Annotated in this window: 22 protein-coding genes and 1 tRNA gene; 10 read left to right on the top strand and 13 right to left on the bottom strand. The window is 63.8% G+C overall.

The window, feature by feature from the left end:
• Nucleotides 1-6: 6 nt before the first annotated feature.
• The 4 genes from otsA to ACUCV3_RS01465 form a co-directional block, all read right to left on the bottom strand.
• The gene (gene otsA, locus ACUCV3_RS01450) at nucleotides 7-1,413 is read right to left on the bottom strand and encodes an alpha,alpha-trehalose-phosphate synthase (UDP-forming) (protein ID WP_004207349.1); all 1,407 of its coding nucleotides are present in this window, start codon (nucleotides 1,411-1,413) and stop codon (nucleotides 7-9) included.
• Entirely contained in the window at nucleotides 1,410-3,179 is a 1,770-nt protein-coding gene (locus ACUCV3_RS01455; protein ID WP_268812420.1) for a glycoside hydrolase family 15 protein, read from the bottom strand. Before ACUCV3_RS01455 ends, otsA begins: the two co-directional genes overlap by 4 nt.
• Before the next feature lie 98 nt (nucleotides 3,180-3,277).
• Nucleotides 3,278-4,042, bottom strand: coding sequence for a trehalose-phosphatase (gene otsB / locus ACUCV3_RS01460; RefSeq protein WP_279729150.1), 765 nt, complete (start codon nucleotides 4,040-4,042; stop codon nucleotides 3,278-3,280).
• Nucleotides 4,043-4,103: 61 nt separating this feature from the next.
• On the bottom strand, nucleotides 4,104-4,274 hold the full coding sequence (locus ACUCV3_RS01465; RefSeq protein ID WP_004207346.1) for a hypothetical protein: 171 nt from the start codon (nucleotides 4,272-4,274) through the stop codon (nucleotides 4,104-4,106).
• Between the two features lie 131 nt (nucleotides 4,275-4,405).
• Between ACUCV3_RS01465 and ACUCV3_RS01470 the strand changes: the two genes are divergently transcribed.
• The 5 genes from ACUCV3_RS01470 to ACUCV3_RS01490 all read left to right on the top strand — a co-directional run bounded on the left by ACUCV3_RS01470 (nucleotide 4,406) and on the right by ACUCV3_RS01490 (nucleotide 10,111).
• Nucleotides 4,406-5,326 (top strand): LysR substrate-binding domain-containing protein, encoded by a 921-nt coding sequence (locus ACUCV3_RS01470; RefSeq protein WP_482240296.1) that lies wholly within the window; start codon nucleotides 4,406-4,408, stop codon nucleotides 5,324-5,326.
• Nucleotides 5,327-5,373: 47 nt separating this feature from the next.
• Nucleotides 5,374-5,616: a type II toxin-antitoxin system CcdA family antitoxin gene (locus ACUCV3_RS01475; protein WP_279729148.1), complete on the top strand. Its 243-nt coding sequence runs from the start codon at nucleotides 5,374-5,376 to the stop codon at nucleotides 5,614-5,616.
• Nucleotides 5,616-5,915, top strand: coding sequence for a CcdB family protein (locus ACUCV3_RS01480; protein ID WP_279729147.1), 300 nt, complete (start codon nucleotides 5,616-5,618; stop codon nucleotides 5,913-5,915). Before ACUCV3_RS01475 ends, ACUCV3_RS01480 begins: the two co-directional genes overlap by 1 nt.
• Nucleotides 5,916-5,960: 45 nt before the next feature.
• Nucleotides 5,961-8,288, top strand: a complete 2,328-nt coding sequence (gene parC, locus ACUCV3_RS01485) for a DNA topoisomerase IV subunit A (protein WP_279729146.1) — start codon at nucleotides 5,961-5,963, stop codon at nucleotides 8,286-8,288.
• A gap of 68 nt (nucleotides 8,289-8,356) precedes the next feature.
• The gene (locus tag ACUCV3_RS01490) at nucleotides 8,357-10,111 is read left to right on the top strand and encodes a putative bifunctional diguanylate cyclase/phosphodiesterase (RefSeq protein WP_482240297.1); all 1,755 of its coding nucleotides are present in this window, start codon (nucleotides 8,357-8,359) and stop codon (nucleotides 10,109-10,111) included.
• Here the strand turns inward: ACUCV3_RS01490 and ACUCV3_RS01495 are convergent.
• From ACUCV3_RS01495 to ACUCV3_RS01510, 4 genes are read right to left on the bottom strand one after another with little or no spacing between them, the layout of a single operon-like run.
• Nucleotides 10,075-11,286, bottom strand: a complete 1,212-nt coding sequence (locus tag ACUCV3_RS01495) for a CCA tRNA nucleotidyltransferase (protein ID WP_279729144.1) — start codon at nucleotides 11,284-11,286, stop codon at nucleotides 10,075-10,077. The two genes, ACUCV3_RS01490 and ACUCV3_RS01495, sit on opposite strands and share 37 nt — an antisense overlap.
• A complete protein-coding gene (locus ACUCV3_RS01500; protein WP_004207340.1) occupies nucleotides 11,267-11,878 on the bottom strand; it encodes a CoA pyrophosphatase in 612 nt (203 codons plus the stop codon). The genes ACUCV3_RS01495 and ACUCV3_RS01500 overlap by 20 nt, the downstream gene beginning before the upstream one ends.
• Nucleotides 11,875-12,441 (bottom strand): DUF1285 domain-containing protein, encoded by a 567-nt coding sequence (locus ACUCV3_RS01505; RefSeq protein ID WP_279729143.1) that lies wholly within the window; start codon nucleotides 12,439-12,441, stop codon nucleotides 11,875-11,877. The genes ACUCV3_RS01500 and ACUCV3_RS01505 overlap by 4 nt, the downstream gene beginning before the upstream one ends.
• A 51-nt stretch (nucleotides 12,442-12,492) precedes the next feature.
• Nucleotides 12,493-13,011, bottom strand: coding sequence for a GNAT family N-acetyltransferase (locus ACUCV3_RS01510; protein WP_482240298.1), 519 nt, complete (start codon nucleotides 13,009-13,011; stop codon nucleotides 12,493-12,495).
• Nucleotides 13,012-13,136: 125 nt separating this feature from the next.
• Between ACUCV3_RS01510 and ACUCV3_RS01515 the strand changes: the two genes are divergently transcribed.
• Nucleotides 13,137-13,520 carry a dihydroneopterin aldolase gene (locus tag ACUCV3_RS01515; RefSeq protein WP_004207337.1) on the top strand — a complete coding sequence of 128 codons (384 nt, stop codon included), beginning with the start codon at nucleotides 13,137-13,139 and terminating at the stop codon, nucleotides 13,518-13,520.
• A gap of 62 nt (nucleotides 13,521-13,582) precedes the next feature.
• Here the strand turns inward: ACUCV3_RS01515 and ACUCV3_RS01520 are convergent, their stop codons facing one another.
• The gene (locus ACUCV3_RS01520) at nucleotides 13,583-14,530 is read right to left on the bottom strand and encodes an isopenicillin N synthase family dioxygenase (protein WP_279776151.1); all 948 of its coding nucleotides are present in this window, start codon (nucleotides 14,528-14,530) and stop codon (nucleotides 13,583-13,585) included.
• Between the two features lie 98 nt (nucleotides 14,531-14,628).
• Here ACUCV3_RS01520 and ACUCV3_RS01525 point away from each other — a divergent pair, with 98 nt between their 5' ends.
• Together ACUCV3_RS01525 and ACUCV3_RS01530 are read left to right on the top strand one after the other, a co-directional pair.
• Nucleotides 14,629-15,036, top strand: coding sequence for an EVE domain-containing protein (locus tag ACUCV3_RS01525; protein WP_004207335.1), 408 nt, complete (start codon nucleotides 14,629-14,631; stop codon nucleotides 15,034-15,036).
• 149 nt (nucleotides 15,037-15,185) lie between these two features.
• Complete coding sequence (locus tag ACUCV3_RS01530; protein WP_010337758.1) at nucleotides 15,186-15,476, top strand: hypothetical protein; 291 nt, start codon at nucleotides 15,186-15,188, stop codon at nucleotides 15,474-15,476.
• 77 nt (nucleotides 15,477-15,553) lie between these two features.
• Here the strand turns inward: ACUCV3_RS01530 and ACUCV3_RS01535 are convergent, their stop codons facing one another.
• Nucleotides 15,554-15,856 carry a glycine zipper 2TM domain-containing protein gene (locus tag ACUCV3_RS01535; protein ID WP_004207333.1) on the bottom strand — a complete coding sequence of 101 codons (303 nt, stop codon included), beginning with the start codon at nucleotides 15,854-15,856 and terminating at the stop codon, nucleotides 15,554-15,556.
• A gap of 121 nt (nucleotides 15,857-15,977) precedes the next feature.
• Here ACUCV3_RS01535 and ACUCV3_RS01540 point away from each other — a divergent pair, with 121 nt between their 5' ends.
• Nucleotides 15,978-16,415: a cupin domain-containing protein gene (locus ACUCV3_RS01540; protein ID WP_482240299.1), complete on the top strand. Its 438-nt coding sequence runs from the start codon at nucleotides 15,978-15,980 to the stop codon at nucleotides 16,413-16,415.
• Nucleotides 16,416-16,588: 173 nt separating this feature from the next.
• Here the strand turns inward: ACUCV3_RS01540 and ACUCV3_RS01545 are convergent, their stop codons facing one another.
• Together ACUCV3_RS01545 and ACUCV3_RS01550 are read right to left on the bottom strand one after the other, a co-directional pair.
• Nucleotides 16,589-16,894 carry a hypothetical protein gene (locus ACUCV3_RS01545; protein ID WP_423283609.1) on the bottom strand — a complete coding sequence of 102 codons (306 nt, stop codon included), beginning with the start codon at nucleotides 16,892-16,894 and terminating at the stop codon, nucleotides 16,589-16,591.
• A 40-nt stretch (nucleotides 16,895-16,934) separates the two neighbouring features.
• Nucleotides 16,935-17,014 (bottom strand) — tRNA-Thr (locus tag ACUCV3_RS01550).
• 169 nt (nucleotides 17,015-17,183) lie between these two features.
• On the opposite strand from ACUCV3_RS01550, the gene ACUCV3_RS01555 reads away from it, so the two are divergent.
• Nucleotides 17,184-18,512 carry a tyrosine-type recombinase/integrase gene (locus ACUCV3_RS01555; RefSeq protein WP_482240300.1) on the top strand — a complete coding sequence of 443 codons (1,329 nt, stop codon included), beginning with the start codon at nucleotides 17,184-17,186 and terminating at the stop codon, nucleotides 18,510-18,512.
• Here ACUCV3_RS01555 and ACUCV3_RS01560 read toward each other — a convergent pair.
• Complete coding sequence (locus tag ACUCV3_RS01560) at nucleotides 18,496-18,675, bottom strand: helix-turn-helix transcriptional regulator (RefSeq protein ID WP_081331813.1); 180 nt, start codon at nucleotides 18,673-18,675, stop codon at nucleotides 18,496-18,498. The two genes, ACUCV3_RS01555 and ACUCV3_RS01560, sit on opposite strands and share 17 nt — an antisense overlap.
• Nucleotides 18,676-18,732 lie beyond the last annotated feature (57 nt).

Raw genomic sequence — 18,732 nt, forward strand, 5'->3', positions numbered from 1 at the left:
TCTCAATCATTCGGTGGCCGGTTCCGGTTCCGCCTCCGGCTCCTCCTGGCGGGTGGCTGCCAGCCGATCGGTGAAGGCGCTGCGCCACCAGCTGATATCCTGCTGCTCGACGCTGTCCATCATCGCCCGCCAGCGCCGCTTGCGCTCGTCGAGTGGCATGGCCAGCGCCCGGTCGATCGCGTCGGACATCTCTTCGGGGCTATAGGGGTTGATGAGCAGCGCGTCCTTGAGCTGCATCGCCGCGCCGGCGAAGCGGGACAGGATCAGGACGCCGGGATCGTCCGGGTTCTGGGCCGCGACATATTCCTTGGCGACCAGGTTCATGCCGTCGCGCAGCGGCGTCACCAGCCCGATCCGGGCGGAGCGATAGATGCCGGCGAGCTTGTCGCGCGGATAGCCCTGGTTGACATAGCGGATCGGGGTCCAGTCGACATCGCTATATTCGCCGTTGATCCGCCCGGCGAGCGAGTCCAGCGTGGCGCGGATCTGCTGATAGCTTTCCACCTCGCCGCGGGAGGGCGGGGCGATCTGCGCCAGCACGACGCGGCGATGATGTTCGGCATGATCCTTCAGGAAGCGGGCATAGCCGTTGAACCGCTCTTCCAGACCCTTGCTATAGTCGAGCCGGTCGACGCCGACGATCAGCGAGCGATCCTGCAGCGAGGCGCGGACCTGGCGGTGCATCTCCACCGCCGCGTCGCTGGCGGCGGCCTGCTTGAACTCCTCGGCATTGATGCCGATCGGGCAGGCGACGGCCTGGATAGTGCGACCGCCGACGGTGACGAAATCGCCATCGACGGTGCCGCCCATCTCGCGCTCGACATAATGGCGGAAGGATTCCAGCCATTCCTCGGTATGGAAGCCGATGACGTCATAGGCGAAGAGGGTGCTGACCAGCTTGGTATGATGGGGCAGCGAGACCAGCAGGCGGGTCGGCGGCCAGGGAATGTGCAGGAAGAAGCCCATCCGGTTCTGATGGCCCCGGTCGCGCAGCATCTGGCCCAGCGGGATCATGTGATAATCCTGCACCCAGATAATGTCTTCCGGTTCGATCAGTGGGCTGGCGGTGTCGGCGAAGCGCTGGTTGACGCGGTTGTATCCGCCCTCGAAATCGCGGGCATATTCGGCCAGGTCGATGCGATAATGGAACAGCGGCCACAGCGTCTTGTTGGCATAGCCATTATAATATTCGTCGACATCCTGCTCTTCCAGGTCGATCGTCGCGGTCTTGACCCCGTCATCGTCGGCAAAGCCGATATGGCCGGTGAAATTGTCGGTCGTGCCGCCCGACCAGCCGACCCAGATGCCGCGGCTTTCGCGCAGCGCCTGCGCCAGCGCCACGGCAAGGCCACCCTGATTGGCGGCGCCATTGGGGCGACTGACCCGGTTGGAAATGACTATCAGGCGGCTCATCGCATCACGCTCCACGGTTTGCTCAGCAAGACGGCGCAGTTGATGATGCCGACCAACGAATAGGTTTGCGGGTAATTTCCCCAGAGTTCCCCATTATGGGGATCGATATCTTCGGACAGCAGGCCGGCGGCGGTGCGGCGGGACAGCATCTCCTCGAACAGTTCGCGCGCCTCTTCGGTCCGGCCGGTGCGATGCAGCGCCTCGATCAGCCAGAAGGTGCAGACGTTGAAGGCGGTGACCGGCTCGCCGAAATCGTCCGGCGCGCTGTAGCGCAGCATGTCGTTGCCGCGGCGCAGATCCTTTTCCAGTGCTTCGAGCGTGCCGGTGAACATCGGGTCGTCGGCGGTCAGGAAGCGCAGGTCGAGCAGTTGCAGCAGCGACGCGTCGCGCGCGTCATCCTCGAAATTGGCGGAGATCGCCTTGCTGTCGGCGCGCCAGGCGGATTCGATGATGCGGGCGCGCATGGTTTCGGCGCGATTTTCCCAATGGGCGGCGCGCAGCGGCAGGTCGAGCGCGGTGGCGGCATGGGCCAGCCGATCGCAGGCGGCCCAGCACATCACCGCGCTGTAGCTGTGGACATGGGCGCGGGTGCGCAATTCCCACAGGCCCGCGTCCGGCTGGTCATAGACCTGCCAGGCGCGTTCGCCCACCGCCTCCAGCGCCTCGAAATCGGCATGGCCGGCCATGCGCAGCAGGCGCCGGTCGATGAAGCCCTGGACCGAGGACAGGACGATCTGGCCATAGGCGTCATGCTGGATCTGTTCATAGGCGGCATTGCCGACCCGTACCGGCCCCATGCCGCGATAGCCGGGCAGATGCGCGGCCTCCCATTCATGCAGCGTGGCATTGCCGCGCACGTCGTAGAGCGGCTGGATATGGCCGCCCTTGGCGCCGTCGACGATGTTGCGCAGATAGACGAGATAGGTTTCCAGCACGTCGAGGGCGCCGAGCCGGTTCAGTGCCTCGACCGTATAATAGGCGTCGCGCACCCAGCAGTAGCGATAGTCCCAGTTGCGGCCGCTGTCGGCATGTTCGGGGATGGAGGTGGTGAGCGCGGCGACGATCGCGCCGGTTTCCTCATGCTGGCAGAGCTTGAGCGTGATGGCGGAACGGATCACCGCCTCCTGCCATTCGGGCGGGATGGCAAGGCCACGCACCCAGAGCTGCCATTCCAGGATGGTGTCGTCCAGCATCCGCTCGATCGCCGGGCGCAGCGCGTCGGAAAACCCCTCGTCCGGCCCCATGAAGAAATGCATGTCCGATTCCAGCCGGAACCAGCTTTCCTGGGAAATGAGGCCAATGGGTGCATTGGTCGATATCCGCATCGCCATGTAGGACAGGACCATGCGGATATGGTTGGAGCCGTAGGTGACCGGGACATTTTCCTTGCCCCAGCTTGTCGTGGGGCGCAGGCGGACGCGGATGCGCGGGCTGCCGGCAGCGGGGCGCACGATGCGCGCGAAGGCGACCGGGCGATACATGCGGCCCTTATGCTTGTGGCGCGGGCAGAAATCGAAAATCTCGATCGCATTGCCCTGACCGTCGCTCTGGCGGGTGACCAGGATCGGCGTGTTGCGGATGTAATGCTGTTCGATCGCGACGCAATTTTCCAGCTCAATCGCCCAGAAGCCACGGGCTTCCTTGCTGTCCCAATGCTTGTTGTCGAGCAGGGCGGAAAAGACGGGGTCGCCGTCGACCCGCGGCACGCAGGCCCAGACCATGCGCCCGGCGCGGTCGATCAGGGCGGATGCCTGGCAGTTTCCGATCGGCCAGAGGTCGAGGTCACGCTCGTTTCCGGCCAGGATATGGTCGCTGGTATCGATGATGTTCGACCCCCTTCGTTCATGCGAATGGTGGCCGCCGGTCAGATGATCGCGGCGACCCCCTGCGCCAGATAATGCCTGACGGCGGCAACCTGTTCCAAGCCGAAGGCCGCGTGCGTGTGCCGCGCCGGCCCGACCAATATGCCATGGCCGCCCAATTGCGCGGCGGCGGCGAAACCTTCCTCGTCCGTGACATCGTCGCCGATGAAGATCGGCGTGCCGCCGGCCATCGGCGCCTGCTGCATCAGGCGGGTGAGCGCGCTGCCCTTGTCGGCGCCGCCGGGGCGCAGTTCGAACAGCATCTTGCCGGCCTGCACGGCCAGGCCATGTTCCTCTGCAAGCTGATGGGCAAGCAGGCCGGCGGCCTCGCCACAATCGGGCGCGCCGCGGAAATGGAGGCCGACGCTGATCGACTTGCGTTCGACCAGCACGCCGGGACGGGTGTCGGCAAAGATATGGAAGGCCCGTTCGACCGCGTCTATGGCGGGCAGGCGGGGCGGCGCATCCGGCGCTGCGCCGGGCGCGGCAAATTCAAGGCCGTGGGTGCCGGCGAGCAGGAAATTCTGAAAGCCGAAATCGCGCAGCGTGGCGATCGACCGGCCGCTGACGATGGCGAGGCGCCCGTCCAGCTTGCGTCGTAGCGCCGCCAGCAGGGCAAGCAGATCATCATCGACATGCACCCCGTCGGGCGTGTCCGCGATCGGCGCCAATGTCCCGTCGAAATCGAGGAACAGGGCGGCGCCGGTCAGCAGCGCGGGCGGGGGAGCGGGAAGATCGGGCAGAGGGGGAAGAGCGGTTTCGGGCACGGCCTAAAGGTGGCGCCTGTACCGGAAACCGCAACCCCTGTTTTGCCCCTTGCCGGGATTTTCACGATTGGCAGGGGCGCTTGCATTGGCGTTCATCGGCCCAGGGTGCGCTCCATTCGATGCGGTGAAGCACCCGAAATGCCTGCATCACGCGATGCAGGAAATGGTCGGCACTCTTGCTGATTTCTTCATGGCTGTCGTTCCACAGCCGGGCGTCATATTGATCGCGCATCACTGTTCCTTCCGTCCATGATCATCGCCGGGCGCGGAGGGCCGCCGGCACCGCTGTCTCTGCCCGAACGGCACGCTTGGCGCCAACAAAAGCATGGACAGCATAGATAAGCCTGGCTTATCGAATGGCGCATGTCGCCGCTGCCGCCCCTGTCCGCCATTCGCGTGTTCGAGGCCGCTGCGCGGCTGGAGAATTTCACGGCCGCCGCGCAGGAACTGGGGATGACCCAGGCGGCGGTCAGCTATCAGGTGAAATTGCTGGAGGAGCGGCTGGGCATCAGCCTGTTCCAGCGGACCGGGCGCAAGGTGGCGCTGACCGAGAAGGGGCGGGAGATCGCGCCGATCCTGACCCGCGCCTTCGACCAGATGCGGCAGGGCTTTGCCGCGCTGACCCAGGATCATTCGGCGGTGCTGAGTATAAGCTGCACCAACAGTTTCGCGCATCTCTGGCTGGCGCCGCGGATCGGCGCCTTCCAGATGCGCCATCCGAACCTCGCCGTGCGGATCATGGCGGATGACGCGGTGGTCGATCTGGCGCGCGACGGCATCGATCTGGCGGTGCGCGGCGGCAAGGGGGAATGGCCGGGGCTGGAGGCGAAGCTGCTGACCCATAACCGGCTGGTACCGATGTGCAGCCCGGCCTGGCGCGACCGGCACGGGCCGATCGCCGATGCGCAGGCGCTCCATGCCCTGCCGCGCCTGTCGCCCGACGACATGTGGTGGCACGAATGGTTCGCGGCGATGGGCGTGGAGGCCGACCCGGCCGATGGCCCGCCCGGCATCGCGCTCGACAGCCAGGTAATGGAGGGGCGCGCCGCGATCGCCGGGCAGGGGGTCGCCATCCTCAACCATTTTCTCTGGAAGGCGGAGGTGGAGGCCGGGCAACTGGTGGAGGCGGTACCCTCCTATGTCCGCGAAATCGCGAGCTATTGGCTGGTCTATCCGCCCCACGCCCGCAACACGCCCAAGATCAAGGTCTTCCGCGACTGGATCAGCGCCGAGTTTGCTGCCGCCATCGCCGCCGATCGGGACGCGCGTTTCTTGCCGCGTTGAGCGTTCATGCGTATATCTATGCGCATGCTATGTGCAGGAGCACCGGTATGACCAAGCAGGAACGGATCGGAGCGCGCAAGGCGACCAACCTGTCGCTCGACAGTGCCTTGGTGGAGGAAGCCAAGGCGCTGGGCATAAACCTGTCGCGTGCTTGCGAAGATGCCTTGCGGCAGGAGATCGTGGCAGAACGTGGTCGGCTATGGCAGGCGGAGAATGCCGAAAACATTGCCGCATGGAACCGTTATGAAGAGGAGCATGGTTCGCCGCTTGACCAATATCGGTCATTCTGATGGCGCGCTTCGACGTTTACCGGCTGGAAGGCGGGCTGGTGCTGGATTGTCAGGCTGATCTGCTGCAAGTCTTCGACAGGCGCTTTGTCGTTCCCTTGCTGTTGCTGTCGCCTACGGATGTCCCATCGCCCACGAAACGATTGCACCCGCAATTTGATGTCCAGGCGCAACCCTACATCATGGCAACGCATATGGCCGCGTCCGTGCCGACGCATTTGCTCGGGCGTCGCGTTGCGACCTTATCGCATGAGCAGGATGCCATCATGAATGCCCTGGACATGCTCGTAAGCGGCTATTGAGCAAATCCGTTTCCGTTTTGCCCCCATCCTGCTAAGCCACTCCCGATGACCGATTTTCGCGACCCGTTCGACGCTATCAAGGACCATCCTTTCGACGCGGCGCTCTCGCAGCGCTATCTGGTCTATGCGCTCTCCACCATCACTGCGCGTTCGCTGCCGGACCTGCGCGACGGGCTGAAGCCGGTGCACCGGCGCCTGCTCTGGGCGATGCGCCTGTTGCGGATGGAGCCGGGCGGCGCGAACCCGGACGTGCTGGTCGCCAATCCGGCGCGCAACACCACGTCCTACAAGAAATGCGCCCGCGTCGTCGGCGACGTCATCGGTAAATATCACCCGCATGGCGACGCGTCGGTCTATGACGCGATGGTCCGCCTGGCGCAGGATTTCTCGCTGCGCACGCCGCTGGTCGATGGCCAGGGCAATTTCGGCAATATCGACGGCGATAATGCGGCGGCCATGCGCTATACCGAGGCGCGGCTGACCCAGGCGGCGGCCGACCTGATGGCGGGGCTGGACGAGGGAACAGTCGATTTTCGCCCGACCTATAATGGCGAGGATGAGGAGCCGGAGGTATTCCCCGGCCTCTTCCCCAATCTGCTGGCCAATGGCGCCAGCGGCATCGCGGTCGGCATGGCGACCAGCATCCCGCCGCACAATGTCGGCGAACTGCTGGATGCCGCCACCCTGCTGATCGACAGCCCGGAGGCGGACGACGCCGCGCTGATGGAGATCGTCAAGGGGCCGGACTTCCCGACCGGCGGCGTGCTGGTCGACAATCAGGCGATCATTTCCGAAGCCTATCGCACCGGGCGCGGCTCCTTCCGCACCCGTGCCCGCTTCTCCACCGGCCGCAACGAGGATGGCAGCTGGGAAGCGGAGGGGATCGAGAAGCTGGCCGGGGGCACCTGGCAGCTGGTGATTTCCGAAATTCCCTATCAGGTGCAGAAGTCCAAGCTGATCGAGCAGATCGCGGCGCTGATCAACGACAAGAAGCTGCCGATCCTGGAGGATGTGCGCGACGAGAGCGACGAGGCGATCCGCATCGTCATCGTCCCCAAGAGCCGCAACGTCCCGGTCGATATACTCAAGGACAGCCTGTTCCGGCTGACCGACCTGGAAAATCGCTTTCCGCTCAACCTCAACGTGCTCGACGCCAGCCATACGCCGCGCGTGCTGGGGCTGCGCGCGGTGCTGGTCGAATGGCTCAAGCACCAGATCGAGGTGCTGGTCCGCCGGGCGCAGCACCGGCTGGAGAAGATCGCCGCGCGGCTGGAACTGCTCGACGGCTATATCATCGCCTATCTCAACCTCGACCGGGTGATCGAGATCATCCGCACCGAAGATGAGCCCAAGCAGGTGATGATGGACGAATTCAGCCTGACCGACCGTCAGGCCGAGGCGATCCTCAACATGCGGCTGCGCAGCTTGCGCAAGCTGGAGGAAATGGAGCTGCGGCGCGAGCATGCCGAGCTGGTCAAGGAACAGGCGGAGCTGGAAAAGCTGGTCGAGAGCCCGGCCCGGCAGCGCACCCGGCTGAAGCGCGACATTGCCGACCTGCGCAAGCGCTATGGCCCCGATACGGTGATCGGCCGGCGCCGCACGCTGGTCGAGGAAGCCGGCCCGGCGCGCGAAATCCCGCTGGAAGCGATGATCGAGCGCGAGCCGGTGACGGTGATCCTGTCCGAACGCGGCTGGATCCGTGCGATGAGCGGACATCGCGACCTGGCCGCCGCCGATACGCTGAAGTTCAAGGAAGGCGACGGGCCGCAATTCGCGTTCCACGCATACACCACCGACAAGCTGCTGATGGCGACGTCGAGCGGGCGCATCTACACGCTGGGGGCGGACAAGCTGCCGGGCGGGCGCGGCTTTGGCGATCCGGTGCGGATGATGGTCGACATGGACGATCAGGGCGGCATCGTCGCGCTGATGCCGGCCAGGACGGGCGGGCAATTGCTGCTGGCTTCGTCTGACGGACGCGGCTTCCTTGCCGATGTGGCGGATATCCTGGCGGAGACGCGCAAGGGCAAGCAGGTGGTCAATGTCCGCACGGGCGCGAAGCTTGCCGTGGTGCATGCGGTCGATCCGGAGGCGGACAGCATTGCCGTCATCGGCGAGAACCGGAAGCTGCTGGTCTATTCGATCATCGAAATGCCCAAGATGGCGCGCGGGCAGGGGGTGCAGATGCAGCGCTATCGCGACGGCGGCCTGTCCGACGCGATCGCCTTCCGCTTGAGCGACGGGATCAGCTGGGCGATGGGTGGCGAGACCGGCCGGACCCGGACCGAGGCGGACATGACGCCATGGCGGGTCGCACGCGGCGCCGCCGGTCGCATGCCACCGACAGGCTTCCCGCGCGACAACAAGTTCTGACGCAAATTCAGCACCATCGGCAGATGTTCGTTTCCCGAATATTTACCCTTGGCGGATAAGGCAGAGGCATGAAAGCCATGTCGGTGCGTAGCTGGCCCCCTGAACAGACCAGTGGCCTCCCCTTGCCCGGGGGTGATGACTCGCATCTGCCGCACATGATCGGAGCGAGCGAATGGCTCACCGCCCTGTCGCAGGCTGCGGCAATTTTATCATGTGAAAACAATGTCATAAACATTGTTGAGGCGAATGAACCGTTCCTCAAGGCGTTCCGGGAACATCGCGAACGGACGGCCGCAACGGCGCAGGCATCGGCCGAATGGCGCGCGCGCGTCACCGGTTTTGCCCAGTCGGATCGCGATTCGGAAAGTTTCGAAATCCGCCGCGACGGCAAGCTTGGCCCTGAATATTTTCTCTGCACGCTCGGACGGCTGCGGGCCACCGGCGCGCGCGCCGAACAATTTCTCTTCACCGCGATCGATCGCACCAGCGAGCGGACGATAGAGAAGAATTTGCGGCGCGAGCTGCTTTCCGATGGCCTGACCGCGCTGCCCAACCGCACCGGCTTTGGTGAGGAAATCGATGATCGGCTGGCCAATGGCAGTTGGCCGGACAATGCCCAGTTCGGTATCATCGCGATCGATCTCAGCCGCTTCAGCCGGGTGAATGAATCGCTGGGTCCGATGGCGGGTGACGAACTGTTGATCACGGTCGCCAAGCGGCTCAAATCCTGCCTGCGTCAGGGCGATGTGCTGGCCCGCATCGGCGGCAATGACTTTGCCATTTTTGCACGCTTGAACAATGGCTTGTCTGACTCTCTTCAGATCGTTCAGAGGATCAGGGAGGCGCTGAGTTCGCCGATCCGCCTGTCTGACCTGCAGATCCGCGTCGATTGCGCGATCGGCTGCGCCCTGTCGACGCATCTGGAGGATGATCCGGACGATGTCGTCCGCAAGGCGCAGGCGGCGGTCAAGATCGCCAAGCGCACCGGCAAAGTCGAGATTTACCGCAATGGCGTGCTCAAGGAAGCGCAGCGCCGCTTCTCGATCGAGAGCCGGCTGCGCGATGCGCTGGCCCATGGCGGGTTGACCCTGGCCTATCAGCCGCTGATCCATCTCCAGACCGGCGAAATTACCGGTTTCGAGGCGCTGGCGCGTTGGGATGACCCGGAACTGGGCCATGTCTCGCCGGTGGAGTTCGTGCCGGTCGCGGAAGAGAGCGGTCTCATCACCCCGCTCGGTCGCTGGGCCGCCTATGAAGCCGCGCAGGCGCTGAGCCGCTGGGACGCGAAATTTGGCCAGGCCCTGCCGGTCGGCGTCAACGTCAACCTGTCGCCGATCCAGATGGCGCGCGACGATGTCGCATCGATGTTCGAGGAAGCGCTGCGCTATTCGGGCATTGGCGGCCATCGCCTGACCGCCGAACTGACCGAAAGCGCGATCATCGCCGATCCGGACAAGGCGCGCAAATTGCTGTTCGCGCTCAAGGATCTGCAGATGCCGATCGCGATGGACGATTTCGGCACCGGCTTCTCCAACCTGGCGAGCCTGCACAGCCTGCCGATCGATATCCTCAAAATTGATCGAAGTTTCGTGTCCAACATGCTGGAAGATCACGATAAAGCCGTGATCGTCCGCACCATATTGTCACTGGCGGAATCGCTCAACCTGCGGGTCACGGCCGAGGGTATCGAAACCCAGGAACTGGCCGACATGCTGCAGAAGATGGGCTGCTGGCAGGGGCAGGGCTATTATTTTGCCCGCCCTATGTGCGAAGCCGATGCCTTCGACTATTGGCGCGTGCGCTGGAATTTCGAAACGATCTGATCGGCGATTTCGCCGACCCGGTCGGCGTCGGGGAAATCCTCCGCCACCCATGATTTCTGCACTTCCTGTAAGGCGCGGGCAATGTCCGGGCCGGGCTGAAGGCCGCGCGCGATCAGCGCGCCGCCGCCGATCGGCAGGCTGGGCGGCGTCCAGCCGTCGAGCGGGGCCAGTGCCGACAAGGGGGCGGCAGGATCGAGCAGGATGCGGTCGATCGCGCCTTCCACGCCGACCCGGTGCGCCAGCGCGCGCGGCCCTTCGGGTGCGGAGGCGGTTTCGAGCGCGGTGATCAGCCGCTTGCGCGCCTTGTTGGAGAGTTTGAGCCGCGCGCCGATCTGGTCCGCCAGCGCCGCGTCGGCCGGCACCAGCGCGGCCAGCCGGCGCAGTGCCGACGGCGCTATGCTCGCCTCCTCTTCCCGCGCAATCAACTTTGCCAGTCGGTCGATGCCTCCGTGCGTGATTTCGGGCAGAACCGGCAGCCAGATCCCGCCGTCCACCATCAGCCGCAGCGCCGGCACGGGATCACTCACCACCAGCAATTTGAGCAGTTCGTCGGCGATTCGCTCGCGCGACAGCGCCATCAGGCTGTTGGCGGCGGCGACGCAGGCATCATAGGCCGATGCGTCAACTTCGTTGTCACCATAGCGGGCCAGAAAACGGAAATAGCGCAGGATGCGCAGATGATCCTCGGCGATCCGCGCGCTGGCGTCGCCGATGAAGCGCAGGTACCGGGCGTCGAGATCGGCCACGCCGCCGAAATAGTCGCTGATCGCGCCGGTCAGGGGATCGGCATAGAGGGCGTTGAAGGTGAAGTCGCGGCGGGCGGCGTCCTGCTGCCAGTCGTCGGTATAGGCGATGGTGGCGCGGCGGCCGTCGGTGCTGACGTCGCGGCGCAGCGTGGTGATCTCGACCGGCCCGTCGGGCAACACGGCGGTGATCGTGCCATGCTCGATCCCGGTCGGCACCGCCTTGATCCCGGCCGCCTTCAGCCGATCGACCACATCCTGCGGCATCAGGCTGGTGGCGATGTCGAGATCATTGACCGGCAGGCCGAGCAGCCCGTCGCGCACCGCGCCACCGACATAGCGGGCACGGCCCTGGTCGGCGTCGAGCGCGGCGAGAAGGCCGGAAAGGCCGGAGCGGTGGCGCCACGGGGCGTCAGGAAGAATGCGGGTCATGGCCGAGCCTGCGGGAAAGATTGGCGAGGATGGCAGCGGTCACGCCCCAGATGCGGCGGCCCTGCCAGTCGATTTCATAATATTGCCGCTCGATGCCTTCGAACATCAGGCTGCGGCGCACCCGATTGGCCGGATCGAGCGCATAGTCAAGCGGCAGTTCGAACCAGTCGGCCACTTCGCCGGGTTGGGCGCGCAGCGGCAGGTCGGGCGGGATGACGCCCAGCACCGGCACGATGTCGAAGCCTGTGAAGGTATGATAGCGGTCAGAGGTGCCGATGATGTCGACCCTGTCGGAGGGCAGGGCGATTTCCTCGCGGGCCTCGCGCAGGGCGCCGGCAATCTCGTCGGCATCGTCGGGATCGACCCGGCCGCCGGGGAAGGCGACTTGCCCCGCATGTTTGCGCAGCTTCTCGGAGCGCTGGGTCAGGATCAGGCCGGGATTGGCCCGGTCGGTGATCGCGACCAGCACGGCGGCGGGGGCTAGTGCCATGTCGCCGACGATGCGCGGATCGCGGGTTTCGGACGGAAGCAACTGGATATCGCGGCTATGCCCGTCGATCAGTGCGGCGCGCAGCCGCTCGGCCAGCGTCATGCCGCGCCATCCAGCGGAAAGAAGCGGCCTTCGCTCCACAGGCCGACCCGCTCGCCCCCTTCATCCAGGGCCAGGTTCATCAGCTCATAATAGACGCTGCGCACGATCAGCGCGTCGAGCCCGGCACGGACGTGGAGATAGGGATGGGGGCCATCCTCCTTCTCGCGCAGGGTCAGGGCATGGTCGGGGCCGGCCGGCACCAGTTCGCCAGTGTTGAGCCGGAAGGCGAGCTTGCGGCTGCTGCCTTCGCCCTCGCTCTTGAGTTCGACCGCAACGAAGGGGGCATCCTCGACCGCGATGCTCAGTTTCTCGACCGGGGTGACGAGCACATAGGAGCCGTCGCCCTCACGCCGCAATATGGTGGAAAAGAGCCGGACCATCGCTTCGCGCCCGATCGGCGATCCCTGATGGAACCAGGTGCCGTCGCGCGCGATCCGCATCTCGCTGTCGCCACAATGGTCGGGATTCCATTTCTCGACCGGCGGTAGCCGCTTTTCGGCGGCTAGGCGGGCAATGTCGGCGAGCGACAGCTCGGCGAGGTCGGGCAGGGGCTCCATCGGCATGGAAAGCAGATAGGAGCGGCCGGCCCGCTTGGTAAAGGTCTTTCGGTTGGGTCAGGCGGTAACGGTGATTCGCGGCGACAGCATGCCGGTTCCGCCGACCGGGCGGCCATCGACCGACAAGGCGAGCAGGCGCCGGGGCTCGAACGGGCCGGGGCAATCCCAGCCGGTGGTGCCGTCGGCGGTGAAGCCCCAGAAGCGGCCATAATATTCCGGATCGCCGATCATCATCAGCGGTTCGCACGCCTGTGCGCGGGCGGCGGCGACCACCGCATTCATCATCGCGCGGCCGTGGCCGCCCTTCTGATGCGCCGGCGCAACCGCGACCGGGCCGACCATGATCAACGGCAATTGGCTGCCATCCTCGTGGGTTAGCGCCACCGGCCAGCTTTGCAGCGATCCGATCAATTCGCCCTTTTCGTCCAGCACCGCGAAGGACAGGGCGGGCAGCCAGGGCATGCCATCGCGGATCAGATAGGCGGTGCGGCCGTGCCGGTCAGAACCGAAGGCGGCGTCCAGCAGGCCCTCGATCGCGTCGGCGGGCTGGCTGTCGAGGGGAAGAATTGCTGACATGTCTTGCCGATCCGCCATCAATGGCGCATGGACCGCGCCGGAAGCGGCGGGCCTATAGCGTCCATGCCGCAAAAGGAAAGATCAAACTGGACCCGCGCCCTTCGCGCGACCGGACATGGCGAGCTATGGACAGCATTTTTGACGATTATCTGACGCTGGAGGTCAACAACCTGCACGTCGACGTATTGACCGGCATCTATTCGGAAGAGACGCATCTGCCCCAGCCGCTGCGCATCTCGATCCGGGCCAAGCTGCGGATTGCGGACCATTATGATCCCGATACGCCGCTCAGCGAGTCGAAAAACTACATGGACCTCAAGCATGCCGCGTCGACCGCGCTGCCCGAGGGGCTGCACTTCACCCTGATCGAGGGGGTGGCCGACCATATCATCGAGACCATCTTCCTGCAGGACGACAAGGTCCGCCATGTCGAGGTGAAGATCGTCAAGCTGGCGCTGAGCGAGCGGGGCGAGGAAATCGGCATTACCCTGGGCCGCGGCCGGAAATAAGCGCTGCTAGCGACGCATATAGAAAAGGCCCGCCGCTGCCGGACGCAGCGGCGGGCCTTTTCTTACGCCTTCTTGATGAGGCCGATCTCGATCAGTCGCTCGGTCAGATAGTCATGCGCACTGATCGGTTCCTCGCGGCGCGGATTGTCCGGCGTCACGCACTGCGGCAACGCGTCGATCATGAAGTCCGGGCGCAGATGCAGGAAGAAGGGCATGGAATAGCGCGAATGGCCGCGCCGTTCGGGCGGCGGATTGACGACGCGGTGGCTGGTCGAGGGCAGTACATGGTTGGTCAGCCGCTGCAGCATGTCGCCGACATTGATCGCGAGCGCGCCCGGCGGCGGCACGACCGGCAGCCAGTTGCCGTCGCGATCCTTCAACTCCAGCCCGCCTTCTTCGGCGCCCAGCAACAGGGTGATGAGGTTGATATCCTCATGCGCGCCGGCGCGGATGCCCGGAGCCTCGGGCGACACCGGCGGATAATGGAGCAGGCGCAGGATCGAGTTGCCATCCTTGATCGGGCCGTCGAACCAGCGTTCGGGCAGGCCCAGATAGAGGGCGATCGCCGACAGCAGTTCGGCGCCGACCCGGTCGAACTCGGCATAGAGCGGCGCGAACACGTCGCGGAACGCCGGCATCTCGGTCGGCCAGACATTGGGCGGCATGGTTTCGGCGAGCGGATCGCCGGGCGCAAGGTCGCGGCCGACATGCCAGAATTCCTTGAGGTCATTCTCGCTCGCGCCCTTGGCGATCTCCACGCCGAAAGCGGTGTAGCCGCGCTGGCCGCCATTGAAATTGGCATCATAGGCGCGCTTCATCTCGACCGGCTGGGCGAAAAATTCGCGTGCCAGCGCCCATCCCTTGTCGACCAGCGCCTGGTCCATGCCATGGTCCTTGACCATGGCGAAGCCGAAGCGTTGGAAGGAACCACCGAAGGCGGCGGCGAAATCGCCCTTGCTCATCTCTGCCATGGACAGGACGGGCACCTGGTCCAGCACGGATTGCGACACGTATATTCTCCAGATCGATTTGCTTGCGGATGATATAGCGATCAGCCGCCATGGTTCCCATCCTTGATCGTCCTTGGCGCCTGATGCAAGGATGCGGCATGAACTACTGGCTGATGAAATCGGAACCCGACGTCTTTTCCTATGCCGACCTGGTCAAGAAGGGGAAGGCGGAATGGGACGGGGTGCGCAACCATGCCGCCCAACTGCATATGAAGGCGATGCGCAAGGGCGACCTGGCCTTCTTCTATCACAGCAATATCGGCGTCGAGGCGGTCGGCATCATGGAGATTGTCGAGGAAGCGGCGCCGGACAGCACCGACGAGACCGGCAAATGGATCGCGGTACATGTTGCGCCGCACAAGAAACTGGATCGCCCGGTGACGCTGAAGACGATGAAGGCGGACCCGGCATTGGCCGACATGGTGATGTTACGGCAATCGCGCCTGTCCGTCGCGCCGCTGACGCCGCAGCAGTTCGAGCATATCGTCGCCTTGTCAAAGGCTTAGAAAAACGAGATGATCTCGATTGCGTTCCGCGCAACTGGAACGCCGTTTTTTGCGATTGTATGAGTTTTTGCGCTGCAACATATGGGTGGCAACAGAACAGAATGTCCAAGAGGTGTTTGAGGGCATTCACAAGGAGCACACCCATGCGAATGCTGTCCAAGTTTGTTGTCGCCGGCGCCCTGAGCGCCATCGTTGCCGTCGCTGCCCCCGCCAATGCGCAGGACGCCGCCAAGCAGCGCTTCACCCACGAAGGCTACACCTACGTCTATGACGTCAAGGATACCAAGACCGGCAAGGTGATCTCGGGCCGTCGTTACCCGGACGCCGTCGCCTTCAACCTGCAGGTCAAGGGTGACAAGGTTTCGGGCGTCTCGGGCGGCCAGACCGTGTCGTTCAAGGTCGATGACGCGCGCGGCGCGGCTTCGGGCGCGACCAACTAAGCCATTTGGCCTCGGCCATCAAAAAGGGCGGCTTCCCAATGGGAAGCCGCCCTTTTTCGTTGTCCTTGACGACGGGATCAGCGGCAGCGGCGCTTGCTGTCGATTTCCTTGCCGAGCAGTGCGCCGCCAGCAGCGCCCAGGATGGTGCCGGTCGCACGGTCGCCACGGGTGTCGATCGCGCGGCCGACCAGCGCGCCGCCGACGCCGCCGATGATCAGGCCGGTCGTGCCGTCGGACTTGCGGCAATAGGTGCGCCCGTCGCGACCGCGCCATTCCTTGTAGCGATAATGTTTGCGGGCCTGTGCGCCGTCCGTGGGAACGGCCATCGACACGGGAATGGCCAGCGACAGGGCGGCCATGGCCATCAGGGCGTTACGCATAATATCTCCTCCGAATTGCGTTGTCAGCCGATTGAACCCCTGCCTATTGACCTAGGTTGCATGAACCTCTGACAACGGCATAAGTTTTTGTTTCAGCAGAAATTAAATTTGAGGTGAAGCGATGAACGCAGGCGACGGGCAGGATGCTGCCGGACTGATCCGGGCGCTCGACCTGGCCCCGCATCCCGAAGGCGGCTGGTATCGCGAAACCTGGCGCGCACAGGCGGCTGTGGGCCAGAGGGCGGCCGGCACGGCGATCCTGTTCCTGTTGGAGGCGCATCAGGGATCACACTGGCATAGGGTCGATGCTGACGAGATGTGGTTCTGGCATGCGGGGGCGCCGATCGTCCTGGGCATAGCTCCGCCGCAGGGGCTTGGCGTCGATCATCACCTCGGCCCGGATATCGCCGCGGGACAGATGCCGCAGCGCCTGTTCCCGGCGCATCATTGGCAGGCGGCACGGCCGGTTGGCGGATGGGCGCTCGTCAGCTGCACGGTCACGCCAGGCTTCGACTTTGCCGGCTTCACGCTCGCGCCGCCCGATTGGGTGCCCGCCTGAAGCGCGCGGATTTCCGCCGATTTTCAGACTTATCCAAAGTTATCCACAGATTTGTGGCGCGACCTGTCTTCAAATTGTCGGAATCCGCTTTGTCCGACTCGCGGATCGTGACAGCATCCTCTTATCGGGACAGGCGGAACGGAGCGATCCAAAGCCGGAAAATCCAAGAGAAATCAAGGATTTTTTGCCCTGATGGTCCGTTGGAAGCTGCCATGCGCGAGGATGGCAGGGACGATCGGATCCAAGCCTTTCAGGATGATGCCGGGTACGCGCGAAAGTGAACGTCGGGCTTCGGATGAAAGGTCAGCATGGGTGAACAGGCCTTCGGGCTCGTTCTCCCGCGCGAAGATGTGGCAACACATCACATCGCCGGACCGGAAGGCGCAACCCGCAAGGGCATGTGGCCGAAAGGAACCGACGTTAGTGGGGGCCGGCAGCGATGTCGGCCCCCATTTTGTTTCCGGGATGCCGAGTGCCATCGAGTGCGCATGAGCGCACCGTTCAAGAGTCCGTCGGTGCCGGCTGAGGGGATCGAACCCCCGACCTTCGGTTTACAAAACCGAAAAGCCGTGTTCTCGGTGAAACCGAGCGAAACTGCCTGTAACCTGAAAATTCTATAAAATACAACGGTCTATTCCACGCTCTTTGTTTCAGGTCGAACCAGGCGGTTTTGCGCTGTTTCGACAAAAGTTTCCCCCAAGTTTCCCCCGGATTTGTGTTGCTCTGGATTCTGACCTTCGGTATCGGGGGAAACATTCGGAGGGAAGTATGGCAGCGAAAAAGGCATTCACCGACCGTTGGGTCGAGGCAGTCAAGGCGACCGATAAGCGGCAGGAAATTTCAGACCCTGGCTGTCGCGGCCTTTATCTGATCGTGCAGCCTGCGCCTGGCGGGAAAAAGTCGTGGGCTTGGCGCGGGAAGGCGAAAGGGGCTTCGGCGGTCCAGAAGAAGACGCTGGGATCGTATCCCGCGCACAGCTTGGCAGAAGCGCGTGATTGGGCCGACAAGCTGACTGCTGCGCGCGAAGCTGGGATCGATCTCGACGCGGTTCGACGGGAGGAAGAGGCAAAGGCGGCGGCGGCGGCCGCTGCGGCTTCTGATCGCGCCAGCCGGACGCTCGATTGGTTTTGGACGATTTACGAGCCGCGCTTTATCGACGTGTTGGACGACGCAGCCAATTCGCGGGGAATGTGGCGGAACGACATACAGCCTGCGCTGGGCGCCCTGGTAATGGCCGACATCAGGCACGAAGATGTCGAACGCATGGTCGAGAAAGTGCGCCAGCGCGCGCCGGTCAGGGCCAATCGCGTTCTCTCGATGACGAAGACGATCTTCAAACGCGCATTGAGCTTTTACCGCAGTCAAACGCTGATGACGACCAATCCGGCCGAATATGTCATGGCGCCGACCAAAGAAGTCTCGCGCGATCGGGTGCTTCGCCGCGACGAATTTGGAATCGTCCTACGCGTCATCGACGAAATGATCGACAGCCAAGAGTTCTACGGACCCTATGCGAGGAGTTTGCGCCTGATCGTTGCCACAGGCGTTCGTCGAGATGAAGCAGCAGAAGCGCCTTGGCATGAATTCGATCTTGATGGGGGAAGCTGGCTCATCCCTGGCGAGCGAACGAAAAATGGCCTGCCGCTCTTACTCGATTTGACGCCGAACACGCTGGAATATTTGAGCGGATTGAAAACACCTAACCGCAGCGAATATGTCTTCAATTCGGTGTCGAAGCCTACAGTGCCGATGTCGGGATTTAGCAAGGCGAAAGACATGGTTTTCGGACGCACGGTCGAAATTGCAACAGCGGAGGGGGTTCGGCTGGAGAATTGGACGGCGCATGATTTGCGGCGCACCGTTGCCACCATGATGAACGACCTGGCGGACGAGGACGGTAACCCGCTGATCCAACCGGCCATCGTCGAAGCGACGCTGAACCACATCAGTGGCGTCAAATCAGACGTGGCAGGCGTCTATAACCGGGCGGCCTACAGGGCACAGAAGAAGCGCGCGCTACTGGTCTGGGAAGCCGAACTGGACGCGATCCGACAGGAAAGCGTCCAGCGAGCCGAAGCAATCAAGCAGGCGGCCTAGAGGTCTGCCAGGCGGTGATATCGCTGGCCAGATAGCCGATCCTGTTTTTGGTCAACTGTCGGGGCGGGGGAAATTCCCCCGCCCTTCGCATGCGGAAAATAGTGGTGCGCGACAAACCGGTCAGACGGATGGCTTCGGCCTGGGACAGATAGTAGTCAGACATGGTGTTAGATGGTTTCAAACTGTTGAAGCCTGATCATAGCCGGGTCACCGCGTTTCG

This window comes from Sphingobium sp. VMM, assembly GCF_056790315.1.